The sequence below is a fragment of the Methylobacterium sp. V23 genome, from assembly GCF_002917135.1.
GTDB lineage: Bacteria > Pseudomonadota > Alphaproteobacteria > Rhizobiales > Beijerinckiaceae > Methylobacterium.
This window is the reverse complement of sequence record NZ_PDHT01000013.1, coordinates 28,383-49,070: the sequence shown is the minus strand read 5'-3', so window position 1 is coordinate 49,070 and position 20,688 is coordinate 28,383. Positions and strand designations below refer to the sequence as shown.

The window sequence follows — 20,688 nt, the reverse complement described above, 5'->3', positions numbered from 1 at the left end:
TTCTCCGAATGTCAGGGGCGGCGGGGCTCAACCGCCGGGCGTCCCGACGGCGAGGCTCTCGCCCGGGGTGCCGCCGGCGGCCTCGCCGCCGAAATTCTCCGCCGAGAACCCGCCGCCGACGGTCGCCGCCTTGAGGTCGGTCGCCGCGATCCAGAAGTCGCGCTGCGCCTCGATCGCCTGGATGTTGCTCAGGATCCTGGCACGGGCGTCGATGATCAGCGTCGTGACTTCCAGGAGCATGCCGCTGTACTGGAGCAGGGCCTGGTCCTGGATCGTCCTGCGCAGGGGCAGGACGATCGTCTGGTAGTGCCGGGTGATGTCGTACTAGCCGCGATAGCGCTGGTAGGCCTCGCGGACCTCGGACCGCGCGTTCACCGCACGCTCCGCCAGCCGGTTCGCCGCGGCGAGATAGCTCTCCTGCGCGCCCTGAACCGCCGTCGTGCCGAAATCATAGAGGGGGATGGTCAGGTCGGCCGAGAACCCGTTCAGGCTGTCCTTGTCGACCTTCGGAGACGCACCGCCCTCGAACGTCCGCGAGCGGGCGTACTGGTTGGCGAAACCCAGGTCGAAGACGCTGACGAAGCGGGTGGCCTGGACCAGGCCGAACTGCCCGGCGAGCGACTGCAGTTCGAAGCGGGCGGCCTGCACGTCGGCCCGCCGCCTCACCGTCTCCCCCTCCAGGCCGCGCCCGTCCACGAGGCGCTTGGGCAGCGCGGGCAGGCCCTTCGGGAGGCGGAAATCGATCTCCCGGCCCCAGAGGCCGAGCAGGCGGGTCAGGCGCTCCCGCTCCGCCCGTTGCTGGACGCGCGCCTTCGCGAGCTGGGCCCCCAGCTCGCTGTAGAAGGCATGCTCGCGCGCCTGTTCCAGCTTGCCGAGCGCACCCGTCTCGCCCAGTTGCTGGGTCAGGATCGAGGTGGATTCGGCGCCCGCCAGCGACTGTTCGAGGAAGGCGACGGCCTGGTTGGCCGCCACCGTGCGGTAGAACTGGCGCCTGGCCTCGCCGGCGAGTTTCAGGACCTCGTTCGCCGCGTTGTACTGGTCGGCCCGGAAGCGCTGGCTGGCGATCTCGGCGCAGGCCGGCAACGTCGCCAGGTCCAGCACGCTGGCGGCCACGGAGCGCTCGATCTCCGCGTTGAACCCGAGCCCCCATCGGGTGATCGAGATGCTCGGGGCCGGCGGCAGCGTCGCCTGGACGTACTGCGCCTCGGAGATTCCGAGGCTGTTGAAGGTGGCCTGCAGGCCCCTGTTCCTGAGGAGCGCGACCTGGACGGCGCCATCCGCCGTGAGGGGACGCCGCAGCAGCGCCTCCACCCGGGCTTCCGCGCCCGGTGCGATTCCCTGGTCGCCCGCTTTGACGATGTCCTTGCCGAGTTCGAGCGCGGCGTAGGTGCGGGCGACCGACACGCCAGCATCGGGCGAGACGCTCGCGCAGCCGCCCAGCAGCAGGGCCATCCCGGTCAAGCTCCCGGCGACACGCCCGGGGCGCCCCCGGACGGCGCCCCCCGGCGTGCGCCCCGTCGTCCCGGCTTCCCCCGGCGTGGTCGTGTTGGGTTCCATGCCGGTAAGTCCGGGCGGGGCATCGATCGGGTTACAGCGACGGACCATCAGCGGCCTCCCGCATCGCGCTTGTCGCCCATGCCGTTCATGCCCGGCATGCCTCCCGTTCCGCCGCCCGCCGCCTGCGGGTTCACCTGCCGGTTGAGCTCCCGCCAGTCCTTGGTCTCGACCACGCCGAAATCCTTCACGCCCTGCGTGGCCTTCGCGTAGTGCGGGGGCGGGACCGTCAGGTTCGGGTCGGAGGGCAGGACGAGCCCGACGGGCACGGGGCGGGCAGGCAGCCGGCGAGCGGCAGGACCGCCGCGAGCGCGGCCGGTCTCGGCAACTTGAACATCTTGTCTTTCCCGAACTGAGGCGGAGGGCCGCGGACGAGGCGCCGCCGGCCGCACGGCCGATGCCGACGACGGGGTCGCGCCCGAGCGGGGCACCGAGGCGATGATGTGAGGGGGCCGTCCTGCCGGACCGGCCGTCGGCGGTGGCGAGGACCGCCCGCGCGTCAGGCCGCGAGCCTCGGCGGTCGCTCGATCCGGAACGGATGCGCGGCGACGGCCCCGTCCGCCCGTCCGATGAGCACGGGGTCGGCGGGCGCGCCCTCCAGGGGCGTGCCGATCCAGGCCGTCATCGGCAGCGCGGCCTGGCAGGCGAGGGGGCAGCAGGGCGACGGGCAGGCCGGGCGCTTCGAACGGTGCGGGCGACCCGGGCAATCGTCATCGTCATCGCCGGCGGTCGCGGACGGACCGGCCTCCGACGGCGCCTGAAGCGGGGCGTGCGGCGCGCTGTCCGGCGTGTCGGGCCCCAGCGAGGCCCGCCCGTGGTCGGCATGGGGCCTCGGCGCGGCGGCCTCGGAGCCCCGGTGGTCGGCCGTGGCGGCATGAGGACCCATCGCGCACGGCGCGGCCGGGGCGATGGGCAAGGCCCAAGCCAGGGTCCAGGCCAGGGTCCAGGCCAAGGCCGAAGCGAGGACGGCCAGCATCACGGTGCGCACGAAGACCACTGATCAGGATTCCTGCCCAATGTTGACGAACCATTCCACGGCCCGGTGGGACCGGCAATCCACCAGGCTGCAATGATACGCTGAAACAACCCTGTGTTGTGTTTTTGCCATAAGCCGATGCCGGGACGGGGTCTGCCGGGCGGGCGACGCAGCGGGCGGCGGGACGGTCAAGGCGTATAGTCGTGCGGGGTGGCAGGTGGGGTGGCAGGTGAGGCCGGAGCTGGGGCCGGGGCCGGATCGGCCCCGCTCACCGCCTCGGGCGTGGCTGCGCCGTCCGTCGGGGTGTGGTCATGCGCTTGGCCTCCATGTGCTTGGCCTCCATGCGCTTGGTCCTCATGCGCCGAGCCCTCATGTGCCTGGTCGTCATGCGCGTGCCCCTGCCCATCGCCATGGTCGCCGCCGCCGGGATGGACGTGGTCGCCCGATTTCGGGAGGGCCATGACGCCGAGGCCGTAGCGGTAGACGTTCTCGCCGCCGAGCCAGCCGGTCACCGCGAGCGCGCCCGAACCGCCCGCCAGCAACACCAGCAGCACGAGGCCCGCTCCGGCGGGCTTCCGGCGCTCCGACCAGGCGACGACGCCCCCGGCGGCGAGAAAGACCAGCGCGGTGGCCACGGCCCAGCGAAGGTGGATCGTCATGTTCCGGTGCGAGGCCGCGTCGTGCGCGACCGTGTTGTAGGCCCACCAGCCCGTGGCGAGGGTCGCGACCGTGATCCCGATGCCGATCGCGAGGTTCCAGCGGGCGGTGGTGGTGAGCGCCCCGCCGCTCGGCCGCGTGCCCAGCACGGTCCCGAGGGCGAAGAGGCCGCTGCTCGTGAGGAGGAGAGCGACCGTGAAATGGACCGCGAGCGGGTGCCAGTTCGGGATCACCGCGATCATGGCTGCACTCTAAGACAAGGCTGCACTGTGGGAGAATCGATGGCTGGGCGGCCGGGCGCGAGGCCGGCGCCATCACCGGATTGGACAGGACACCTGCCCGGAGACGGTCGGCGACGCCCTGTCGCGGGATCCGGAAGCTCCCGGCGGCAGGGCTCCGAGGTTGCCCTGCCCACCCCTCCGACCGAACCCGGCTGGGGTTTAGGAATACCACCCCTGATTGGCAATCGCGCGCGGCACATGCCTGTACGCGAGGGCATAACGGGCGCGCAGTAACCCTTCGGGCCGCGCGTGCGGACATCCCGTTCGAGCGGTGGGAGCGCGTCCGTGTCGCGACTCAGGGGCCGGCCGTGGTAAGCGGATCGCCGGACGACATGCGCCGCGGGACATGCCCCCTCGGAACATGCCCCCCAGGCGGCACCGCGTGGTGGTCGTGAGGAGGTCTGCGGGGTGGGGACTGATGCGAGGGCCTTCGTTCTTCCGCTCGGCGGCCACGAATCGGCTCGGGATGAACCGGCTCGAATTGAACCGGCTCGGGATGAAGCCGTTCGCCGGGAATCCGCGCGTCTCGCTGCCGTGTCCCCGGCGGAACGCGAACTGCGCGGTCTGCTCGTCGCCAGCCTCGCGGGGAGCGCCGTCGATTACCGGCGCTTCCTCGAGCGCCTCGGTTCGCACCTGCGCGCGTACTACAAAGGCAAGCTGGTTCGGTCCGGGCGGGCGGACACCGAGGCGGAGGAGCTGGTCCAGGAAACCCTGATGGTGATCCATACGCGGCGGCACACCTATGACGTCACGCAGCCGGTGACGCCCTGGATCCACGCCATCGCCCGCTACAAGCTGATCGACCATCTCCGGCATACGCGCTCGGCCGCGGCGAACGTCCCCGTCGAGGATGCCGGCGTGCTGCTGGTCCAGGGCGACCACGTCGCGGCGGAGAGCTCCCTCGATGTCGAGCGCCTGCTCGCGCTTCTGCCGCTCAAGATGCGAAACGCGATCCGGTCGACGAAGGTCGACGGCCTGAGCACCGCCGAGGCCGCGGCGCGCTCCGGCATGTCCGAAACGGCGATCAAAGTGAGCGTCCATCGCGGCCTGAAGGCGTTGGCGAAACGCGTCGGAGGCACGGTGCGATGAAGACGGACGACCTCATCGGCCTCCTCGGAAGCAGCTTCGAGCGCGAACCGGTTCGGAGTTCCGGGATGACCCGGCGGCTCGGACTGGCCGTGGCCGTGGCCGTGGGGGCCGCGGGCGCGCTGGGCCTGGCGCTCGCCGTCCTCGGCCTCCGTCCCGGCCTGATGCAGGGCCGCCCGCTGCTGTTCCTCGCCTTCAAGCTCGCCTTCGCGGCCGCGGTCGGGGGCCTCGCGATCCGGTATCTCGCCCGGGTCGCCCGTCCGGGCGGGGAGAGCCGCGTCCATCTCGGGATCGCCGCCCTGCCGTTCGTCGTGGTGGCGGCGCTGGCCGGGGCCAGCCTGGCGACGATGCCCCGCGCGCACTGGCACGGCCAGATCTCGGGCCATGCCTGGCTCGAATGCCTGGTCTCGATCCCCCTGATCGCCGTCGTTCCCTTCGCCGTCGTGACCTGGGCGGTCCGCCGGTTCGGGGCGCCGACGGACCTGGTTCGGGCAGGTGCCCTGGTGGGCCTCGCCGCGGGCGCCGTGAGCGCCCTCGGCTATTCGCTGCACTGCATGGACGACACCGTCCCGTTCGTCGCCGTCTGGTACGGCGGGACGATCGCGCTGTGCACCCTCGCGGGAGCGGTTCTGGGGCCGCGCCTCCTCCGCTGGTAGCGGTCCGCCGCGCGTCCCCGCGCCCAGGCCCGATCCGACGGGGGCGGCCTTCAGGTCCCCGGGCTCAGGCCCCCGCGGGCTCCATCGGCGCGCCCTGCGTGAAGTCCCGCCAGAGCAGGATCAGCGCCGCCATCACGGCCGGGCCGAGGAACAGCCCGAGGAGGCCGAAGGTCTCGACGCCGCCGAGGATGCCGAGCAGCACCCAGAGGAAGGGCAGGCGCGTGGTGCCGCCGATCAGGACCGGACGCACGAAGTGGTCCGCCACGAAGGTGACGACGAAGCCTGCCGCCACCACGACCACCGCCGGCACCACCGCGCCGTTGGCCAGCAGGATCGCGGCCGCGAGGCCGAAGACCAGGGGCGCCCCGAACGGGATCATCGCCGCCACCGCCGTCAGGGCCCCGAGCAGCACCGGGTGCGGCACGCCGGCGAAGTAGTAGACGATCCCCAGGAGCACGCCCTCGCCGAGGCCGACCAGGACGAGGCCGTCCACGGTGCCGTGGACCGAGGCCACCATCTGTCGCGCCACCCGCTCGCCGCGGGGGCCGAACAGCTTGGCGCTGGCGGCCAGCACCTGCGCGGCGACCGCCCGGCCGTCGCGGAACAGGAAGAACAGCGCCACGAGGGTGAAGCCGAACAGCACCACGCGCCGGACGATCTGCGCCCCGAGGCTGCGGGTCACCCCGATCACCGAGGAATTGTCGAAGCGGTGCAGGAGCTCCGAGCCGGCGGCCGGGTGGCTCAGGTTCTCCCCCCACCAGGCCTGCGCCTGCGCCGCGCCGAAGGGCAGGTGGCCCAGGAAGTCCGGCACCGGGATGCCGGACTTCTCGAAGGAGCGCGCCCAGGCGACCACGTCGTGGGCCTCCCGCGCCGCCTGCACGCCCAGCACCACCAGGGGAATCAGGAAGACCAGGGCCACCGCCGCGGTGAAGAGGAGCGGCAGCAGCAGGTTGTGCCGGCCCGGCGGCCAGCGCCGCTCGGCGCGGGCGTAGAGGGGCCCGAGGGCGATCGCCAGGATCACCGCCCAGACCAGGGCCGGGATGAAGTGGTGCAGGACCCAGATCCCGAGGCCCGCTAGGGCGAGGAACAGGGCGAGGCGCGCGAGGCTCTGCGCCGAACCCGACAGCGGGTGCGTCCCCGCACGCGGCGGATGATCGGGAAGCAGGCGCGGGTCGGGCGCGCCCGCGGGCGGCGTGCCGGCCGGCGTCACGGAGGGAAGCTGGACCATCGTGTTGTTCGACCTCGTGCGGCGTGGCCGCGGCGACCACGTCCTGCTCCTGCATCTAGTCCATCGCCGCGGGATCGGAATGGAGGCGCCGGCCGGATTGCGACGCCGTGATGGCTACGGTTGCCCCCCCTGACCCCCTCGTGTAAGGGACCGCCTTCACTGTCCAGGGCGGCGGCAGCGCCGGCCCACGGGGCATGCTGCGCGACCGGGGGCACCGGGCATCATGCGCCGGATCGCTCCGGCCCCCGATCGGCACGGGCCGAATCCGGCGGGATACCCAGTCACACGGCGAGAACGCATGTCCGACCAGACCCACACCGCCACCTTCGATCGCGTCGCGGACATCATCGCTGACACCGCCGACATCCCGCGGGACACGATCACCCCCGAGAGCCACGCCATCGACGATCTCGGGATCGATTCGCTCGCCTTCCTCGACATCGCCTTCGCGGTGGACAAGGCCTTCGGCATCAAGCTCCCCCTCGAGCGTTGGACCCAGGAGGTCAACGAGGGCAAGGTGCCGGCCGAGGAGTACTTCGTCCTGAAGAACCTCTGCGCCCGCATCGATGCCCTGGTCGCCGAGAAGGCCACCAAGGCCTGAAGCCGGTCCGCCCGGGAAGCCCCGGGCGCCCGACGCCGCCCCTTCGCCCCCCCGGGACCCAGGACGCCATGCGCCTCGAATATTTCGAGATGATCGACGCCGTGACCCGCTTCGACCGCGAGGCCGGCCGCATCGAGGCCCTGGCCCGCGTGCCGATGGCGAGCCCGGTCTTCGAGGGGCACTTCCCCGACCACCCGCTGGTACCGGGCGTCCTGCTCACCGAGACCATGGCCCAGGCCTCGGGCTACCTCGTGCTCGCCCACCTGGGATTTCGGCAGATGCCGTTCCTGATGGGGGTCGACAAGGCGCGCTTCCGGTCCTTCGTCGGCCCGGGCGCCGAGCTGCAGATCGCGGCCAGCCTCGAACATGACGGCTCGGGCTACGCGGTGACGAAGGCGGCGATCCAGCACGACGGCAAGCCGCTGGCCAATGCCGAATTGCGCTTCCGCACCATGCCGTTCCCGGCCGGCCTCGACGGGCCGATGCGCGAGCGGGCCCGGAAGATCGGCCTGTTCGATCTCACGGGCGAGCCCGCGTGACCGTGCGGCCGCGCCTGCGGCCGAGTCTGAGGCCGGGTCTGAGGCGATGAGGGTCCAGAGATGAGCGACGGGGTGAGATGAGCAGTTCGCGCGACGTCGTCGTCACCGGCATCGGCCTCGTCTCCTGCGCGGGCGAGGGCCTCGCGGCGCATCTCGCGGCCCTCGGGGCGGGTGCGCCGGCGCGCACCGACACCGAGACCTTCGCGCCGTATACGGTGCACCCGGTGGCGCCCCTGGCCCTCGACGGCCAGATCCCGAAGAAGTCCGACCAGCGCCAGATGGAGCCATGGCAGCGCCTGGGCGTCTACGCCGCCGGCCTCGCCCTCGATTCCGCCGGGGTGAAGGGGGATGCCGACCTCAAGGGCCGCATGCACCTCGTGGTCTCGGCCGGCGGCGGCGAGCGCGACACCGCGGTGGACGGCGCCATCCTGACCGGCCTGCGGGAGGCCGCCGATCCGGGCGCCTACCTCAACGAGCACCTGCAGAACGACCTGCGCCCGACCCTGTTCCTGGCCCAGCTCTCGAACCTGCTCGCCGGCAATATCGGCATCGTCCACGGGGTCACGGGGGCGTCCCGCACCTTCATGGGCGAGGAGGCCGCCGGCACCGACGCCCTGCGCATCGCCCAGGCACGGATCGCCTCCGGCCAGGTGGACTGCATGATGGTGGGGGGCTCCTACAGCGCCGAGCGGCCCGACGTCATGGTCATCCACGAGATGGGCGGCTTCCTGCGCGCCCGCGACTTCCGCCCGGTCTTCGACCGGACCCCGGCGGACGAGGCCGGCTTCATCCTCGGCAGTGGCGCCGCCTTCCTGGTGCTGGAGGCGGTCGAGCACGCCGCCGCCCGCGGGGCCCGGGCGCTGGCCCGCCTCTGCCCGGTGGCGAGCGACCGCACGACGCGCAGGGAGGGCAGCACCGAGGCCAGCCTCGCGGCCCTCTGGGCGGCGACGGGCCTCGAGGCACCGGAGATCGTCCTGGCCGGTGCCACCGGCGTCGCCCCGGTCACGGCCGAGGAGGGCGCAGCCCTGGCGCGCTTGGCGCCGGGCGTGCCCGTGACGGCTCTGGGCGATCTCACCGGCCACACCCTCGAGACGGTGGCGCCCTTCGGCGCGGCCCTGGCGGCCGCGCTGGTCGCCGAGAAGGGCCTGCGCGAGGTCGCCGTGACGGTGGTGGGCCATCGCCGCGGCGAGGGCGTGATCCGGGTGACGGCGGCCTGACCCGGGGCGATCCCGCGCTCCGGTGATGGCGAAAAGAGTGTAAGACGGCGCGATGACGAACCAATCTCACCGTGAGGCCAAGGTCGGGCACGCCCAAGGACCGGCGGCCAACCTTCGGGACGCCAAAGGCCGGCCGCTGGTGGCGGTCACCGGCCTCGGCATCGTCACCTCCCTCGGCCAGGGCCAGGCGGACAACTGGGCCGCGCTGACCTCCGGCCGGTCCGGCATCCACGCCATCCGGCGCTTCCCCACGGAGGGCCTGCGCACCCGCATCGCCGGCACCGTCGACTTCCTCGACACCGACCCCCTGGTGGCGCCGGCCCTGTCACAGCGCTTCGCCGAAGCCGCCGCCGACGAGGCGATCGCGCAGTCGGGCCTCGGCCGGCCCGGCGACTTCCCCGGCGCCCTGTTCATCGCCGTCCCCCCGGTGGAGATCGAGTGGCCGCAGCGGCAGGCCCTGGCCGAGGCCTCGGGCCAGACCGGCCCGATCACCTATACGGACCTGCAGCGCGCCGCCGCGAGCCGGCGCTTCGACCCCTGGCACGACCTGTTCATCTTCGGCACGGTGGCCGACCACATCGCCGACCGCTTCGGCACCAAGGGCTCGCCGATCTCCCTCTCCACCGCGTGCTCGTCCGGCGCCACCGCGATCCAGCTCGGCGTCGAGGCGATCCGGCGCGGCGAGGTCACGGCCGCCCTCTGCATCGGCACCGACGGCTCGGTGAACCCCGAATCCCTGATCCGCTTCTCGCTGCTCTCGGCCCTCTCCACCCAGAACGACCCGCCCGAGGCCGCCTCGAAGCCGTTCTCGAAGAACCGCGACGGCTTCGTCATGGGCGAGGGTGCCGGCGCCCTCGTCCTGGAGGACGCGGAGGCGGCGCGCGCCCGCGGCGCGAAGATCCTCGGCTACGTGCTCGGCTGCGGCGAGAAGGGCGACGGCTTCCACCGCACCCGGTCGAGCCCCGACGGCGCCCCCGGCATCGCGGCGATCCGCGCCGCCCTGGCGGATGCCGACACGGCGCCCGACGCCATCGACACCGTGAACGCCCACGGCACCTCGACGCCGGAGAACGACAAGATGGAGGCGATGAGCTGCGCCGCCGTGTTCGGCGACCGCATCCGCACCCTGCCGGTCTCGTCCAACAAGTCGATGATCGGGCACACCCTCACGGCCGCGGGCGCCGTCGAGGCGGTGATCTCGCTCCTCACCATCGCGCACGGGCGCATCCCGCCGACCATCAACTACGCGGTGCCCGACCCCGCCATTCCCCTCGACATCGTGGCCGAGGCCCGGGACGTGCCGGTGCGCCGGGTGCTGTCGAACTCGTTCGGCTTCGGCGGCCAGAACACCTGCCTCGTGCTGGCGGACGAGCCGGCATGACGACGGACCTGAGCCCCGGGCCCGGCCGCCGCGTCCTCGTCACCGGAGGCGCCTCCGGCCTCGGTGCCGCCATCGTGCGGGCGCTGGTCGCCGCCGGCCACGACGTCGCCTTCACCTACCGGTCCTCCGCCGAGGCCGCCGAGGCGCTGGTCGCGGAGCTCTCGGCGGCCCATCCCGGCCGCTCGATCTCCGCGCAGGCCCTGGATCTCGCCGACCGCGCCGCCGTCGAGGCGTTCTGCGAGGAACTCGAGGCCGGCGACGGCTTCCACGGCTTCGTCCACAATGCCGGCCAGTCCTACGACGCCCTGGCGGCGATGCTGGACCAGGACCGGGCCGAGGCCGCCATGCAGGTGAACTTCTGGTCCCTGACGCGCCTGGCCAAGTCCCTGGTCCGGGGCATGACCCGCGCGCGCGCGGGACGCATCGTCGCCATCGGCTCGGTGGCGGCCCTGCGGGCCAACCCGGGCAATGCCGCCTACGCCGCCACCAAGGGTGCCCTCATCGCGTATTGCCGCACTTTGGCGGTGGAATCGGCCAAGCGCGGCGTCACCGTCAACGTGATCGCGCCGGGCTTCATCGACACCGGGATGATGGCCCCCTACGCCGCCTACCGCGCCGGCATGGAGCGCCAGATCCCCGCCGGCCGCTTCGCCCGGCCGGAGGATGTCGCCGCCCTCGCGGCCTTCCTGATGGGCGACGGCGCCGCCTACATCACCGGTGCGGTGCTGCCGGTCGATGGCGGCCTCACCGCGATGATGGGCGTCCATCGCTCCTGAGGCCGAACCGACCATGTCCCCGATTCCCGCCGCGCTGGTCCTCCTGCTCCTCGCCGCCGGCCCCGCCGCCGCGGCCGACGCGTTCCGGGTCGACGGGCTCCCGCGCGGCGAGACCCTGAGCATCCGCGAGACGCCGGACGCCGCCGCGCCCGCCCTCGGCCAGGCCCCGCCGGGCGCGCGCCTGCGCGGCTTCGGCTGCACCGCCGAGACCCCGAGCGGGCTGACCTGGTGCCGGGTCAAGGCCGGCCAGATCCTCGGCTGGGCCCGACGGCGCTACCTGTCGCCGGAGTGAAAGCGGCCTCCCTTGTGGCGGCCATGCCGGGTTCCTAGACTGGTCTCTTCCATCGGCCGGAGGGCGGGGGCGAACCATGGCGACCATGATCATCCGTGACGACGCCCTCTGGGCAGGCCAGATCGAGGGCGATTCGGACTTGGCACGGCGTATCCGCACGCTCCCGGCGGACGACGCCATCGTTCTGCGGGTCGAGGGACGGACCATCCGGTTCCGCAAGATGCGGGATGGGGAGGACGGACGCCCGGCGGACGGCCTGGAGCCGGACCCGGATTTCCGCGAGATCTGGCGCAGCCTGCAGGCGCGGCGCGGCACGGCGGTGACGGTTGAGCCCGAGACCGGCCCGGATCCGTATCTGCTCTGCCTGACCGCGACGCTGACCGAGTGGAACAGTCCCGAGGACGCTGCGGCCTACGATGGCCTTTGAGCGCTTCGACGTTCTGACCGCGCTCTTCCCGTTCCTCGATATTCCTGTCAGAAAGCCCCGGCCCATCCTCGTCCTCTCGGCTGGCGCCTTCAATGCCGGGCACGGCCATGTCATCGGCGCCATGATCACCACCGCCGCAGCCGGCTCCTGGCCCAGCGACCACGTGATCCAGGATCTCGCGGCGGCCGGCCTGAAGCACCGCTCGGTGGTTCGCTGGAAGGTCTTCACGCTTCCGGACACGGTCATCGGCCAGCGGATCGGAGGCCTGGATGGGGCCGACAGGCGCGCCGTCGACGCCGCCTGGGCCCGCACCTTCTCTCAGCCGGTGGCCTGAACGGCTCATCCGGCTCCTGACACGGATCGTCCTGACCCATGCAATCCCTCCAGCTCCACGGTGACCGCGACCTACGCCTCGAGGATGTCGCGGAGCCCGCGGCCCCCGGCCCCGGCGAGGTCCAGATCCGCGTGCGCGCGGTGGGCCTGAACTTCATCGACGTCTGGGGCTTCCGCGGCATGGCCTTCGCCAAGCGCAAGCTGCCCCTGGCGGTCGGGGCCGAGGCCTCGGGCGAGATCGTCTGCGTGGGCGAGGGCGTCACGGGCCTGGCCGAGGGCGACCGGGTGGCGATGTACGGCGCCCAGACCTGCGGCCGGTGCAAGGCCTGCCGCGAGGGTCGCGACAACCTCTGCGAGGACGTCTCGGGCGTGATGGGCTTCCACATCGACGGCTTCGCCCGCGAGCGGGTCACCATGCCGGCCCGCCTCGTGATCAAGATGCCGGACGGGGTCAGCTTCACCGATGCGGCCTGCGCCCCCGTGGCCTTCGGCACCGTGCAGCACATGCTGTTCGACAACGCCCGCCTGGAGCCGGGCGAGAGCATCCTCGTCCACGCCGGCGGGTCCGGCATCGGCACGGCGGCGATCAAGATGGCCAAGGCCATCGGCTGCACGGTCTTCACCACGGTGGGCGACGACGCCAAGGGCGAGAAGGCCAAGGCGCTGGGCGCCGACCACGTCATCAACTACCGCGCGGAGCGCTTCGAGGGCGAGGTCCGGCGGCTGACCAAGCGCAAGGGCGTCGACGTGGTCTTCGAGCATGTCGGGCCCGACACCTGGAACGGCTCGCTCCTCTGCCTCAAGCGCGGGGGACGGCTCGTGACCTGCGGCTCCACCTCGGGCGTCTCGACCACCATGAATCTGATGCAGCTGTTCCAGCAGCAGTACCGCATCACCGGCTCGTTCGGCTGCTCGATGGCCAATATCCGGGACGCCATGGAAAAGATGGCGCAGGGCATCACCCCCGTGGTGGACACGATCCTGCCCCTGGCGGATTTCGCCCAAGGGCTGGAGCGCCTGGAATCCCGCAAGGTGTTCGGCAAGATCCTCGTGACGCTCTGAGTTGCGGCGCACACGGGTGCCCTCCCGAACCAAAATGAATTATGCCAGGGCCCAGGGTCGTCGCCGGAACGCCCCGCGTCACGGGATTCGTTTTGCTTCGCCTTGCCCTCGTCCTGAAGCGTAACCTGCCGCGGCTGGCCGGCCTCGCCATGATTCCCCTGATCCGGGGGCTGTTCTGGCTGGCGCGCCTCCTCGGGGCGGAGCGGGCGAGCCGGGTCGGCGGCTGGGTCGTGCGGACGATCGGCCCCTTCCTGCCGGCCCACCGCATCGCGACGGCCAATCTGCGCGCCGCCTTCCCCGAGCGGGACGAGGCCGCGATCCGCGCCCTGGCCCGCGAAGCCTGGGACAATCTCGGCCGCACGGGGGCGGAATACGCCCATCTCCACACGCTGTTCGATCTCGATCCGGCCCATCTCTCGGCGGGCGGCCGGATCACGGTGGCGGGCGAGACGCATTTCGCCGACCTGCGCGACGACGGGAAGCCGGGCCTGATCTTCTCCGCCCACCTGGCGAACTGGGAATTGCCGGCGATCTGCGCGGCCCAGTTCGGCCTCGACGCCACCGCGATCTTCCGCCCGCCCAACGACGCGGCCTCCGCCCGCCTGGTGCAGGAGGTCCGGCGCCAGACCATGGGGGGCCTGGCGGCGGCCGGGCAGGGCGCGGTCTTCGCCATGCAGGGCGTGGTGGAGCGCGGTGGCCATCTCGGCCAGCTCATCGACCAGCACTTCACCCGCGGCGTCGTGGTGGAGTTCTTCGGCAAGCCGGTGCTGGTCAATCCGCTCCTGGGCAAGCTCGCCCGCCACTACGAATGTCCCGTCCACGGCGCGCGGGTGATCCGCCGCGACGGAACGCGCTTCCATCTCGAACTGACGCCGCCCCTCGACCTGCCGCGCGACGCCGCGGGCGCCATCGACGTGCAGGGGGCGATGCAGGCGATGACCCGGGTGATCGAGGGCTGGATTCGCGAAAATCCCGGCCAGTGGCTCTGGATGCACCGGCGCTGGCGTCCCGCGATGCTGCCCAAGCCCAAGGCGCAGCCCAAACCCGCGCCGGTCCCGGGTCCCGCGGCCCCGGCCGGCGCGCCGGAGGATCGAGCGACCGTGATGACGGGGAATGGCCCGGCGACGGTATCCTGATCCCATGAGCCGCGCCGCCCCATCCCTTCCGCGCCGAACCGTCGGCCTGCACCTCGCCCTCCTGGTCGCCGCCGGGGCCCTGGCGGCGGGTGCGACCCAGGTCCAGGCGGGCGAGCGCACCCCGGTGGTGATCGAGCTCTACACGAGCCAGGGCTGCGCCTCCTGTCAGCCGGCCTCGCGGGTCCTCGGGGAGTTCGCCCGGGAGCCCGGCGTGATCGCCCTGACCTTCCCCATCACCTACTGGGACTATCTCGGCTGGAAGGACGTCTATGCCCAGCCCGCCTTCACGGCGCGGCAGCGGGCCTACGCCTCCCTGCGCGGCGAGCGACAGGTCTTCACGCCCCAGGCCATCGTCAACGGCGAGCCCTCGATGATCCGCTCGGATCGCAACTCCCTGGAACGGGCCCTGCGCCGGGCCCGGGCGACCAGCCCCATCCAGGTGCCGGTCCGGAGTTGGGAAGAGGGCGACCGAATCTGCGTCGATGTCGGCGCGAGCACCGGACCGGACACCAAGGCCGAGCTCTGGCTTCTCCCCGTGATGCGGCGGCGGCGCATCGCCATCGGCGGCGGCGAGAACGAGGGACAGGTGTTCGACTACATCAACGTCGTGCGCGGGATGCACCGGATCGGCCCCTGGGCGGGTCATGCGGCCCATTTCGAGGTGCCGCGCCACGCGGCCCAGGTGGCGGATGCCGATTCCTACGTCGTCGTGCTCCAGGGGGGCATCGAGGGTCGCCCGAGCCGGATCCTCGGCGCCGCCAAGGCTCCGGGATTCTGAAGCGCTCCGGGCTTCTGAAGTGCGCCGGGCTTCTGACGCGGGACAGCGTCTGACAACGCCCCGGGATCGCTCCCGGGGCGTCGTTTGACCGAGCGGCCAGTCTGATTGGGCTGGGGAGGCTCAGGCCAAAAGCGGGTCCGGCGACGGCTCAGTACGTCCCGAACTTGTAGTTCAGTCCGGCGCGCACGACGGCGAATTCGTCGGAGCGACGGCTGGTCGTGCCCGTCGCGGCTGCATAACCCGTGCCGGAAACGCTGTACTGGGCGCCCGTGGCGTTCGAAGAGGCGAACACGCCGTTGGTGCCTTTGCGGTCGAGGCTGACATAGAGACCCTCGATCTTCACGGTGACGGCGGAGGACTTGAAGAAGTTCAGGAACGAGTCGCTGGGCAGGGCGTACTCGACGCCGCCGCCCGCGGCCCAGCCGGTGCGGAAGGTGTCGCTGCTGCTGTTGGGCAGGCCGACGCTGGAGCCGCCCCCGCCGCCATAGGCGAAGCCGCCGGTGCCGTAGACCAGGGTCCGGTCGAAGGCGTACCCGAGGCGGCCGCGTACGGTGCCGAAGTAGTCGAGGGTCGACAGGCCGTTCGGATTGACGAAGGTGAGGTCCGGGTTGGGCGTGCCGACGAAGGACGCCGCGCTGCGGTTGCTGCCGAAGCCGAGATACTGCGCGTCCGCCTCGACGCCGGCGACCACGCCGGAGCCGGGCGTGAACTGATAGTTGTAGCCGACCTGTCCGCCCCCGCTGAAGCCGTTGTTGGCGTTGCGGTTGCTGAAGGCGACGAGGCCCGGATCGGCGCCGTTGGCGATGATGCCGGAAGCGGCGCTGGTCCCGATCACGGTGGCGCCGCTGCTGCTGCTGGCATCGAAGCCGTAGCCCGCGTTGAGACCCGCATAGAACCCGGTCCAGCTGAAGGCCGGAACCGTGGTGAAGACCGGCGGCGCGACGCGGCGCGGGAGGTCGGCGGCGGAGGCCGCTCCGGCGAGCAGGACAGCCATCGGGCCGGCCAGGAGAAGGGGCTTGATCATGAGATCCTCGTTGTCTCCCTGGGGAGATGGCGACCCCGAACGACGGTTCCAAGCTGCAGACCGGTGCGGGACATCCCGCGGGCGCCCCGGATTCACCGGGATACGCCCGGCCCGATCCCCGCATCCGTGCGCCGGCAGGCACGGAGGGTGGGGATCGGGCCGTCGCCTAGGCCCCGGACACCCGCGACCGGCGGACTCGGATGTCGATCCGCCCGAGAGCGGCGGCGGGTCTGCGCGGATGTCCGTCGGACGGTCGGTCGCGCGTCCGTGGCCGGTGCGACCACGTCCCGAACTTGCGTGGGAAGTTTGCCCACGTCAATTAAACGGCAGCGATCCGCGTGTGCCGTCACACGGGGGAGGGCGCACGCGGACGGATGGCTGGTGGGATCGGGCCGGCGGGCGATGCGGCCCCGGCGGCGTCAGTCCACCCACTCGCCGGCGCGCATCACCGGGATCGCTCGGCCCTCGGCGGAGAGTCCGTCGACGTCGATCCGGTCCGAGCCGATCATCCAGTCGATGTGGATCAGGCTGCGGTTGGCGCCCCGCGCCGCGAGGTCGTCCTCGCTGAAATCCGCGCCGCCGTTGCGGAAGCACTTGCTGTAGGCCTGGCCCAGGGCGATGTGGCTCGCGGCGTTCTCGTCGTAGAGGGTGTTGTAGAACAGCAGCCCCGAGGCGGAGATCGCCGAGGAGGCCGGCACCAGGGCGACCTCGCCGAGGCGACGGGCGCCCTCGTCGGTCTCCAGCACCTTGGCGAGCACGTCGCCGCCGGTGCGGGCGGTGGCCTCGACGATGCGCCCGCCCTCGAAGCGCACCTGGATGCCGTCGATCAGGGTGCCCTGGTAGGAGAGCGGCTTGGTGCTGGTGACGATGCCGTCCACCCGGTCCTTGTGCGGGGTGGTGAACACCTCCTCGGTGGGGATGTTGGCGTTGCAGACGATGCCGCTGCGGGAGGCCGAGGCGCCGCCGCACCATTCGTGGTCGTCGGCGAGGCCCACGGTGAGGTCCGTGCCGGGCCCGAAGAAGCGCAGGGCCGCGAAGCGATGGGTGTTGAGCGCGTCCATGCGGGCGTGCAGGGCGGCGTTGTGCGCCTCCCAGGCCGCCACCGGGTCGGGGCCGTCCACCCGCGAGGCCGCGAAGATCGCGTCCCACAGGCGGGACACGGCCTCGGCCTCCGGTAGGTCGGGGAACACCGTGCGCGCCCAGGGCGTCGTCGCCGCCGAGACGATGGTCCAGTTGGTGGAGAAGTTGGCGATGAGCTCGAGGGCCGGCACGTAGGCCTTCGACCGGGCGCGGTTGGCGCGGGCCACCTTGGCCGAGTCCTGCCCGGCCAGGAGGGAGGGGTCGTCGCCCGCGATGGCGAGGCGGGCCGCGCCGTTGCGGTAGGCCTCGGCCATGCCGCCGTAGAGCCAGCCGGCGGCGGTGTCGAAGGCCGCCTCGGGGGCGTGGGCGAAGCGCGCCAGGGTGGCGGCGTCGTCCGTGTAGAAGGTGGTCACCAGGGAGGCGCCGGCCTTGTAGGCCTGCTCGGTGATGAGGCGGGCCAGCGACACCGTCTCCAGCGGCGCGGTGATCACGAGTTCCTGCCCGGGCCGGAGACCCAGGCCGACCTTCACGGCGACCTCGGCCAGGCGCATCAGGCGCTCGCCATGCTGCGCCCCGTGCGGCGACGCGGCCCCGGTCGGTGTGGACCCAGCGGTTGTCTGCGCAATCCCGTCCATGCCTGTCTCCCGATGCTGCCTTCAGCGCTGTGCGCTCAAGATCAGGTCTCGGGACGGCAGGTCAACCCTCGGCGGACGCAGGCCCGGTGGGCCGGCCGCGGCGTCGGTTCAGGCGGCGCGGGACCACGTGATCTCGCCGAGGTGCTCGCGGAAGGCGAAGCGCAGGAGGTGGTCGGAGACCACGTTTTCCAGGCGTGTCAGGGCAGCCGGATCGGGGGTCGCGACCCGCATCAGCAGGGCGTCGGGGCCGGCCTCGAAGGTGCAGACCCGGTCCTCGCCGAAGGGCACGCGGCCGGCATCGTCGGTGGCTTCCACCGGGAATTTGTGGCTCCAGTGGCGGCAGAGCTGCTTGAGGTAGCGGCTCGCCTCGGCGGTCGGAACTCTCGCCTGGGAAGTCGGCATCGAACGTGTCTCCTGCTCGGTCTTCGATCGCGACGTCTGATCTATTCTCTCTCAACCAAGAGAGGGCGGAAGGGTTAAGACCGGGCTAACCCACCGCACTGCAACCAGCCGTCCGTCGGTGTCGTGCACCCTTGTCCGCCCGCAGCGGAGCCGATTTATGGCGCATGGCCGTCGACAATCTGGCAAGGCTTTGTGCGGCGCACAACAACAATCCGGCCAGGTTCGGCCCGGTTCCGACTAAATTTTTGTTGAGCCTTCGGAAAAGCCGAACGACGCGGCCTCGTCGGCAGGCCGGTCGCGGGCCATCGTGGCCGGGGTCAGAATTTTGCCCGGGTTGAGGACGTTGCCCGGGTCCAGGGCGGCCTTGAGGCTGCGCATCAGGTCGAGGGCCACCGGGTCGGCGTAGCGCGCCAGCTCGTCGCGCTTCAGGAGGCCGACGCCGTGCTCGGCCGCGATCGAGCCGCCGAGCTCCGCGACGATGTCGTGGACGATGCGGTTGAAGCGCTCCCAGTGGGCGAGGAACGCGGCGCGGTCCATGCCCACGGGCTGGCTCAGGTTGAAGTGGATATTGCCGTCGCCGAAATGCCCGAAGGCGCAGACCCGCAGGCCCGGCATCGCCGCCTCGCAGGCGCGCGTCGCCTCGGCGAGGAACGCGGGAAGGCGGGAGAGCGGCACCGAGACGTCGTGCTTGATCGAGGCGCCCTCGGCCTTCTGCACCTCGGAGAGGCTCTCGCGCAGGTCCCAGAAGGCGTTCGCCTGGGCCTCGCTCGCCGCCAGGGCGGCATCTTCGAGGAGGCCCGCCTGCTGCGCCCCGGCGAGGAACCCCTCCATCAGGAGGCCGGCCTCCTCGCCCGAGCGGGTGGTGGCGATTTCCACCAGGGCGTAGGCCGCGTGCGCCCCGGCCAGGGGCCGGCGGGCCCCGGCCCGGTGGCGCAGCACGATCTCCAGGCCGAAGGGCACGACGTACTCGAAGGCGGTCAGGGCCGGGCCGGCCTCCGCCCGCAGGTTCCGGAACAGGGCGAGGGCGGCCTCGGCCGAGGCGAGACCGACGAAGGCCACGGCCCGCGAGGCGGGCCGGGGGGAGAGCTTCAGCACCGCGGCCGTGATCAGCCCGAGGGTCCCCTCCGAACCGAGGAACAGGTGCTTGAGGTCGTAGCCCGCATTGTCCTTGCGCAGGCCCTTCAGCCCGTTCCAGATCCGGCCGTCCGCCAGCACCACCTCCAGCCCGAGGACGAGGTCGCGGGCATTGCCGTAGGCGAGCACCGCCGTGCCCCCCGCATTGGTGGAGAGGTTGCCGCCGATGCGGCAGGAGCCCTCGGAGGCGAGGGAGAGCGGGAACAGCATCCCGGCCTCCGCGGCGGCGGCCTGCACGTCGGCCAGCACCATCCCGGCCTCCACCGTGATGCTGGCATTGACGGGATCCACCGCCCGCAGCCGGTTCAGGCGCGCCAGGGAGAGGACGATGCCCCCCTGCGGCAGGCCGCCGCCGACATGCCCGGTATTGCCGCCCTGCGCTACCACCGGCACCCCCGCCTCGGCGCAGGCGCGCACCACGCAGGCGACCCCCTCGGTGTCGGCGGGCCGTACCACCGCGAGGGCGTGGCCGCGCCGCAGGCCCCGGGTCTCGGCGAGATGGGGCGCGAGGTCGGCCGGATCGGTGAGGACGTGCGCGGCACCGAGATGCGCGGCGAGTTGCGCCAGCAGGCGGGAAGGGTCGGTCACCACGGAACTCGCAACGGCAGGCCTCGGCTCGCGGCGGGATGGCGCGGCCGGACCTGCCGCCTATGATAGGGATGGCGCGGCGTCCTGTGCAGGGCGAGTGACGGGGCGCCGCGCCGCATCCGCCGAGTGAAGAGGTTGGAGACCCATGCTGTCCGTGATCCCGAACCCGCCCCGCACCGCCCTTCCGATCGTCGGCAGTGACGACCTCTTCCCGGTCCGCCGGGTCTATTGCGTCGGCCGCAACTATGCCGCCCACGCCCGCGAGATGGGCAAGGACCCGGACCGCGAGCCGCCGTTCTTCTTCATGAAACCCGCCGACGCCCTGCAGATCGTGACCGGCGAGGCGGCCGTCGACCATCCCTATCCGCCGCGCACCGAGAACTACCATTTCGAGGTCGAGATGGTGGCGGCCCTCGGGCTGGGCGGCCGCGACATCCCGGAGGCCTCCGCCCTCGACCACGTCTACGGCTACGCCGTCGGCCTCGACATGACCCGGCGCGACGTCCAGGACGAGGCCAAGCGCCTGGCGCGCCCCTGGGACCTCGCCAAGTCCGCCGATGCCTCGGCGCCGATCGGGCCGCTGCACCCGGCCTCGGCCATCGGCCATCCGGTGCAGGGCGCCATCACCCTGGCGCTGGACGCGGGCGAGCGCCAGCGCGGGGACCTCTCCGAGATGATCTGGTCGATCCCCGAGCAGGTCGCGCTGCTCTCGACCTATTTCGAGCTTCACCCGGGCGACCTCATCTTCACCGGCACCCCGTCGGGCGTCGGCGCCGTCCGGCGCGGCGAGACGATGACGGCCGCCATCGAGGGCCTCGGCGCCATCCGCCTGCGCGTCGTCTGAG

General features: G+C 72.2%; 22 protein-coding genes and 1 pseudogene. 14 read left to right on the top strand and 9 right to left on the bottom strand.

The window, feature by feature from the left end; all coding sequences use genetic code 11:
• Window positions 1-27: 27 nt before the first annotated feature.
• From CRT23_RS14025 to CRT23_RS14010, 4 genes and pseudogenes are all read right to left on the bottom strand, one after another.
• A pseudogene (locus CRT23_RS14025) lies at window positions 28-1,557 on the bottom strand (TolC family protein).
• A 47-nt stretch (window positions 1,558-1,604) separates the two neighbouring features.
• Window positions 1,605-1,823, bottom strand: coding sequence for a hypothetical protein (locus CRT23_RS14020; RefSeq protein ID WP_245436221.1), 219 nt, complete (start codon window positions 1,821-1,823; stop codon window positions 1,605-1,607).
• 230 nt (window positions 1,824-2,053) lie between these two features.
• Entirely contained in the window at window positions 2,054-2,551 is a 498-nt protein-coding gene (locus CRT23_RS14015; RefSeq protein ID WP_103710211.1) for a hypothetical protein, read from the bottom strand.
• Between the two features lie 167 nt (window positions 2,552-2,718).
• Window positions 2,719-3,429 (bottom strand): DUF2231 domain-containing protein, encoded by a 711-nt coding sequence (locus CRT23_RS14010; protein ID WP_245436219.1) that lies wholly within the window; start codon window positions 3,427-3,429, stop codon window positions 2,719-2,721.
• Window positions 3,430-4,002: 573 nt separating this feature from the next.
• Here CRT23_RS14010 and CRT23_RS14005 point away from each other — a divergent pair.
• On the top strand, window positions 4,003-4,557 hold the full coding sequence (locus CRT23_RS14005; RefSeq protein WP_103710210.1) for a sigma-70 family RNA polymerase sigma factor: 555 nt from the start codon (window positions 4,003-4,005) through the stop codon (window positions 4,555-4,557).
• Entirely contained in the window at window positions 4,554-5,210 is a 657-nt protein-coding gene (locus CRT23_RS14000) for a DUF1109 domain-containing protein (RefSeq protein WP_103710209.1), read from the top strand. The genes CRT23_RS14005 and CRT23_RS14000 overlap by 4 nt, the downstream gene beginning before the upstream one ends.
• A 64-nt stretch (window positions 5,211-5,274) precedes the next feature.
• On the opposite strand, the gene CRT23_RS13995 is transcribed toward CRT23_RS14000, so the two are convergent.
• The gene (locus CRT23_RS13995) at window positions 5,275-6,438 is read right to left on the bottom strand and encodes an AI-2E family transporter (RefSeq protein WP_082512880.1); all 1,164 of its coding nucleotides are present in this window, start codon (window positions 6,436-6,438) and stop codon (window positions 5,275-5,277) included.
• Window positions 6,439-6,736: 298 nt separating this feature from the next.
• Here CRT23_RS13995 and CRT23_RS13990 point away from each other — a divergent pair, with 298 nt between their 5' ends.
• From CRT23_RS13990 to CRT23_RS13940, 11 genes are all read left to right on the top strand, one after another.
• A complete protein-coding gene (locus CRT23_RS13990) occupies window positions 6,737-7,039 on the top strand; it encodes an acyl carrier protein (RefSeq protein ID WP_103710208.1) in 303 nt (100 codons plus the stop codon).
• Window positions 7,040-7,107: 68 nt separating this feature from the next.
• On the top strand, window positions 7,108-7,578 hold the full coding sequence (locus tag CRT23_RS13985; protein WP_103710207.1) for a 3-hydroxyacyl-ACP dehydratase FabZ family protein: 471 nt from the start codon (window positions 7,108-7,110) through the stop codon (window positions 7,576-7,578).
• A 77-nt stretch (window positions 7,579-7,655) separates the two neighbouring features.
• The gene (locus tag CRT23_RS13980) at window positions 7,656-8,795 is read left to right on the top strand and encodes a beta-ketoacyl-ACP synthase (protein ID WP_103710206.1); all 1,140 of its coding nucleotides are present in this window, start codon (window positions 7,656-7,658) and stop codon (window positions 8,793-8,795) included.
• Window positions 8,796-8,847: 52 nt separating this feature from the next.
• On the top strand, window positions 8,848-10,176 hold the full coding sequence (locus CRT23_RS13975) for a beta-ketoacyl-ACP synthase (protein ID WP_103710205.1): 1,329 nt from the start codon (window positions 8,848-8,850) through the stop codon (window positions 10,174-10,176).
• Window positions 10,173-10,952, top strand: coding sequence for an SDR family NAD(P)-dependent oxidoreductase (locus tag CRT23_RS13970; RefSeq protein WP_103710204.1), 780 nt, complete (start codon window positions 10,173-10,175; stop codon window positions 10,950-10,952). The genes CRT23_RS13975 and CRT23_RS13970 overlap by 4 nt, the downstream gene beginning before the upstream one ends.
• Window positions 10,953-10,965: 13 nt before the next feature.
• Window positions 10,966-11,244, top strand: coding sequence for an SH3 domain-containing protein (locus CRT23_RS13965; RefSeq protein WP_103710203.1), 279 nt, complete (start codon window positions 10,966-10,968; stop codon window positions 11,242-11,244).
• Window positions 11,245-11,320: 76 nt separating this feature from the next.
• Window positions 11,321-11,671, top strand: a complete 351-nt coding sequence (locus CRT23_RS13960) for a hypothetical protein (RefSeq protein WP_103710202.1) — start codon at window positions 11,321-11,323, stop codon at window positions 11,669-11,671.
• Window positions 11,661-12,005 (top strand): type II toxin-antitoxin system PemK/MazF family toxin, encoded by a 345-nt coding sequence (locus tag CRT23_RS13955; protein ID WP_103710201.1) that lies wholly within the window; start codon window positions 11,661-11,663, stop codon window positions 12,003-12,005. The genes CRT23_RS13960 and CRT23_RS13955 overlap by 11 nt, the downstream gene beginning before the upstream one ends.
• Window positions 12,006-12,043: 38 nt before the next feature.
• Window positions 12,044-13,066 carry a zinc-binding dehydrogenase gene (locus tag CRT23_RS13950; protein WP_103710200.1) on the top strand — a complete coding sequence of 341 codons (1,023 nt, stop codon included), beginning with the start codon at window positions 12,044-12,046 and terminating at the stop codon, window positions 13,064-13,066.
• 92 nt (window positions 13,067-13,158) lie between these two features.
• Window positions 13,159-14,202 carry a lipid A biosynthesis lauroyl acyltransferase gene (locus CRT23_RS13945; RefSeq protein ID WP_103710199.1) on the top strand — a complete coding sequence of 348 codons (1,044 nt, stop codon included), beginning with the start codon at window positions 13,159-13,161 and terminating at the stop codon, window positions 14,200-14,202.
• Between the two features lie 4 nt (window positions 14,203-14,206).
• A complete protein-coding gene (locus CRT23_RS13940; RefSeq protein ID WP_103710198.1) occupies window positions 14,207-14,980 on the top strand; it encodes a DUF1223 domain-containing protein in 774 nt (257 codons plus the stop codon).
• A gap of 148 nt (window positions 14,981-15,128) precedes the next feature.
• Here the strand turns inward: CRT23_RS13940 and CRT23_RS13935 are convergent, their stop codons facing one another.
• From CRT23_RS13935 to CRT23_RS13920, 4 genes are all read right to left on the bottom strand, one after another.
• Window positions 15,129-16,004, bottom strand: a complete 876-nt coding sequence (locus CRT23_RS13935) for an outer membrane beta-barrel protein (protein ID WP_103710197.1) — start codon at window positions 16,002-16,004, stop codon at window positions 15,129-15,131.
• Between the two features lie 419 nt (window positions 16,005-16,423).
• Entirely contained in the window at window positions 16,424-17,635 is a 1,212-nt protein-coding gene (locus tag CRT23_RS13930; RefSeq protein ID WP_245436233.1) for an aminopeptidase, read from the bottom strand.
• A 192-nt stretch (window positions 17,636-17,827) separates the two neighbouring features.
• Complete coding sequence (locus tag CRT23_RS13925; RefSeq protein WP_103710195.1) at window positions 17,828-18,121, bottom strand: DUF2218 domain-containing protein; 294 nt, start codon at window positions 18,119-18,121, stop codon at window positions 17,828-17,830.
• A 237-nt stretch (window positions 18,122-18,358) separates the two neighbouring features.
• Complete coding sequence (locus CRT23_RS13920) at window positions 18,359-19,843, bottom strand: FAD-binding oxidoreductase (RefSeq protein WP_245436217.1); 1,485 nt, start codon at window positions 19,841-19,843, stop codon at window positions 18,359-18,361.
• A 145-nt stretch (window positions 19,844-19,988) separates the two neighbouring features.
• Here CRT23_RS13920 and CRT23_RS13915 point away from each other — a divergent pair, with 145 nt between their 5' ends.
• The gene (locus CRT23_RS13915; protein WP_055949517.1) at window positions 19,989-20,687 is read left to right on the top strand and encodes a fumarylacetoacetate hydrolase family protein; all 699 of its coding nucleotides are present in this window, start codon (window positions 19,989-19,991) and stop codon (window positions 20,685-20,687) included.
• Window position 20,688 lies beyond the last annotated feature (1 nt).

Excerpts from the sequence above, each read along its gene's own strand:
- CRT23_RS14010 (WP_245436219.1), bottom strand. The coding sequence starts at position 3,429 with ATGATCGCGGTGATCCCGAACTGGCACCCGCTCGCGGTCCATTTCACG.
- CRT23_RS14000 (WP_103710209.1), top strand. The coding sequence starts at position 4,554 with ATGAAGACGGACGACCTCATCGGCCTCCTCGGAAGCAGCTTCGAGCGC.
- CRT23_RS13995 (WP_082512880.1), bottom strand. The coding sequence starts at position 6,438 with ATGGTCCAGCTTCCCTCCGTGACGCCGGCCGGCACGCCGCCCGCGGGC.
- CRT23_RS13990 (WP_103710208.1), top strand. The coding sequence starts at position 6,737 with ATGTCCGACCAGACCCACACCGCCACCTTCGATCGCGTCGCGGACATC.
- CRT23_RS13985 (WP_103710207.1), top strand. The coding sequence starts at position 7,108 with ATGCGCCTCGAATATTTCGAGATGATCGACGCCGTGACCCGCTTCGAC.
- CRT23_RS13980 (WP_103710206.1), top strand. The coding sequence starts at position 7,656 with ATGAGCAGTTCGCGCGACGTCGTCGTCACCGGCATCGGCCTCGTCTCC.
- CRT23_RS13975 (WP_103710205.1), top strand. The coding sequence starts at position 8,848 with ATGACGAACCAATCTCACCGTGAGGCCAAGGTCGGGCACGCCCAAGGA.
- CRT23_RS13970 (WP_103710204.1), top strand. The coding sequence starts at position 10,173 with ATGACGACGGACCTGAGCCCCGGGCCCGGCCGCCGCGTCCTCGTCACC.
- CRT23_RS13965 (WP_103710203.1), top strand. The coding sequence starts at position 10,966 with ATGTCCCCGATTCCCGCCGCGCTGGTCCTCCTGCTCCTCGCCGCCGGC.
- CRT23_RS13960 (WP_103710202.1), top strand. The coding sequence starts at position 11,321 with ATGGCGACCATGATCATCCGTGACGACGCCCTCTGGGCAGGCCAGATC.
- CRT23_RS13955 (WP_103710201.1), top strand. The coding sequence starts at position 11,661 with ATGGCCTTTGAGCGCTTCGACGTTCTGACCGCGCTCTTCCCGTTCCTC.
- CRT23_RS13950 (WP_103710200.1), top strand. The coding sequence starts at position 12,044 with ATGCAATCCCTCCAGCTCCACGGTGACCGCGACCTACGCCTCGAGGAT.
- CRT23_RS13940 (WP_103710198.1), top strand. The coding sequence starts at position 14,207 with ATGAGCCGCGCCGCCCCATCCCTTCCGCGCCGAACCGTCGGCCTGCAC.
- CRT23_RS13935 (WP_103710197.1), bottom strand. The coding sequence starts at position 16,004 with ATGATCAAGCCCCTTCTCCTGGCCGGCCCGATGGCTGTCCTGCTCGCC.
- CRT23_RS13930 (WP_245436233.1), bottom strand. The coding sequence starts at position 17,635 with ATGCGCCTGGCCGAGGTCGCCGTGAAGGTCGGCCTGGGTCTCCGGCCC.
- CRT23_RS13925 (WP_103710195.1), bottom strand. The coding sequence starts at position 18,121 with ATGCCGACTTCCCAGGCGAGAGTTCCGACCGCCGAGGCGAGCCGCTAC.
- CRT23_RS13915 (WP_055949517.1), top strand. The coding sequence starts at position 19,989 with ATGCTGTCCGTGATCCCGAACCCGCCCCGCACCGCCCTTCCGATCGTC.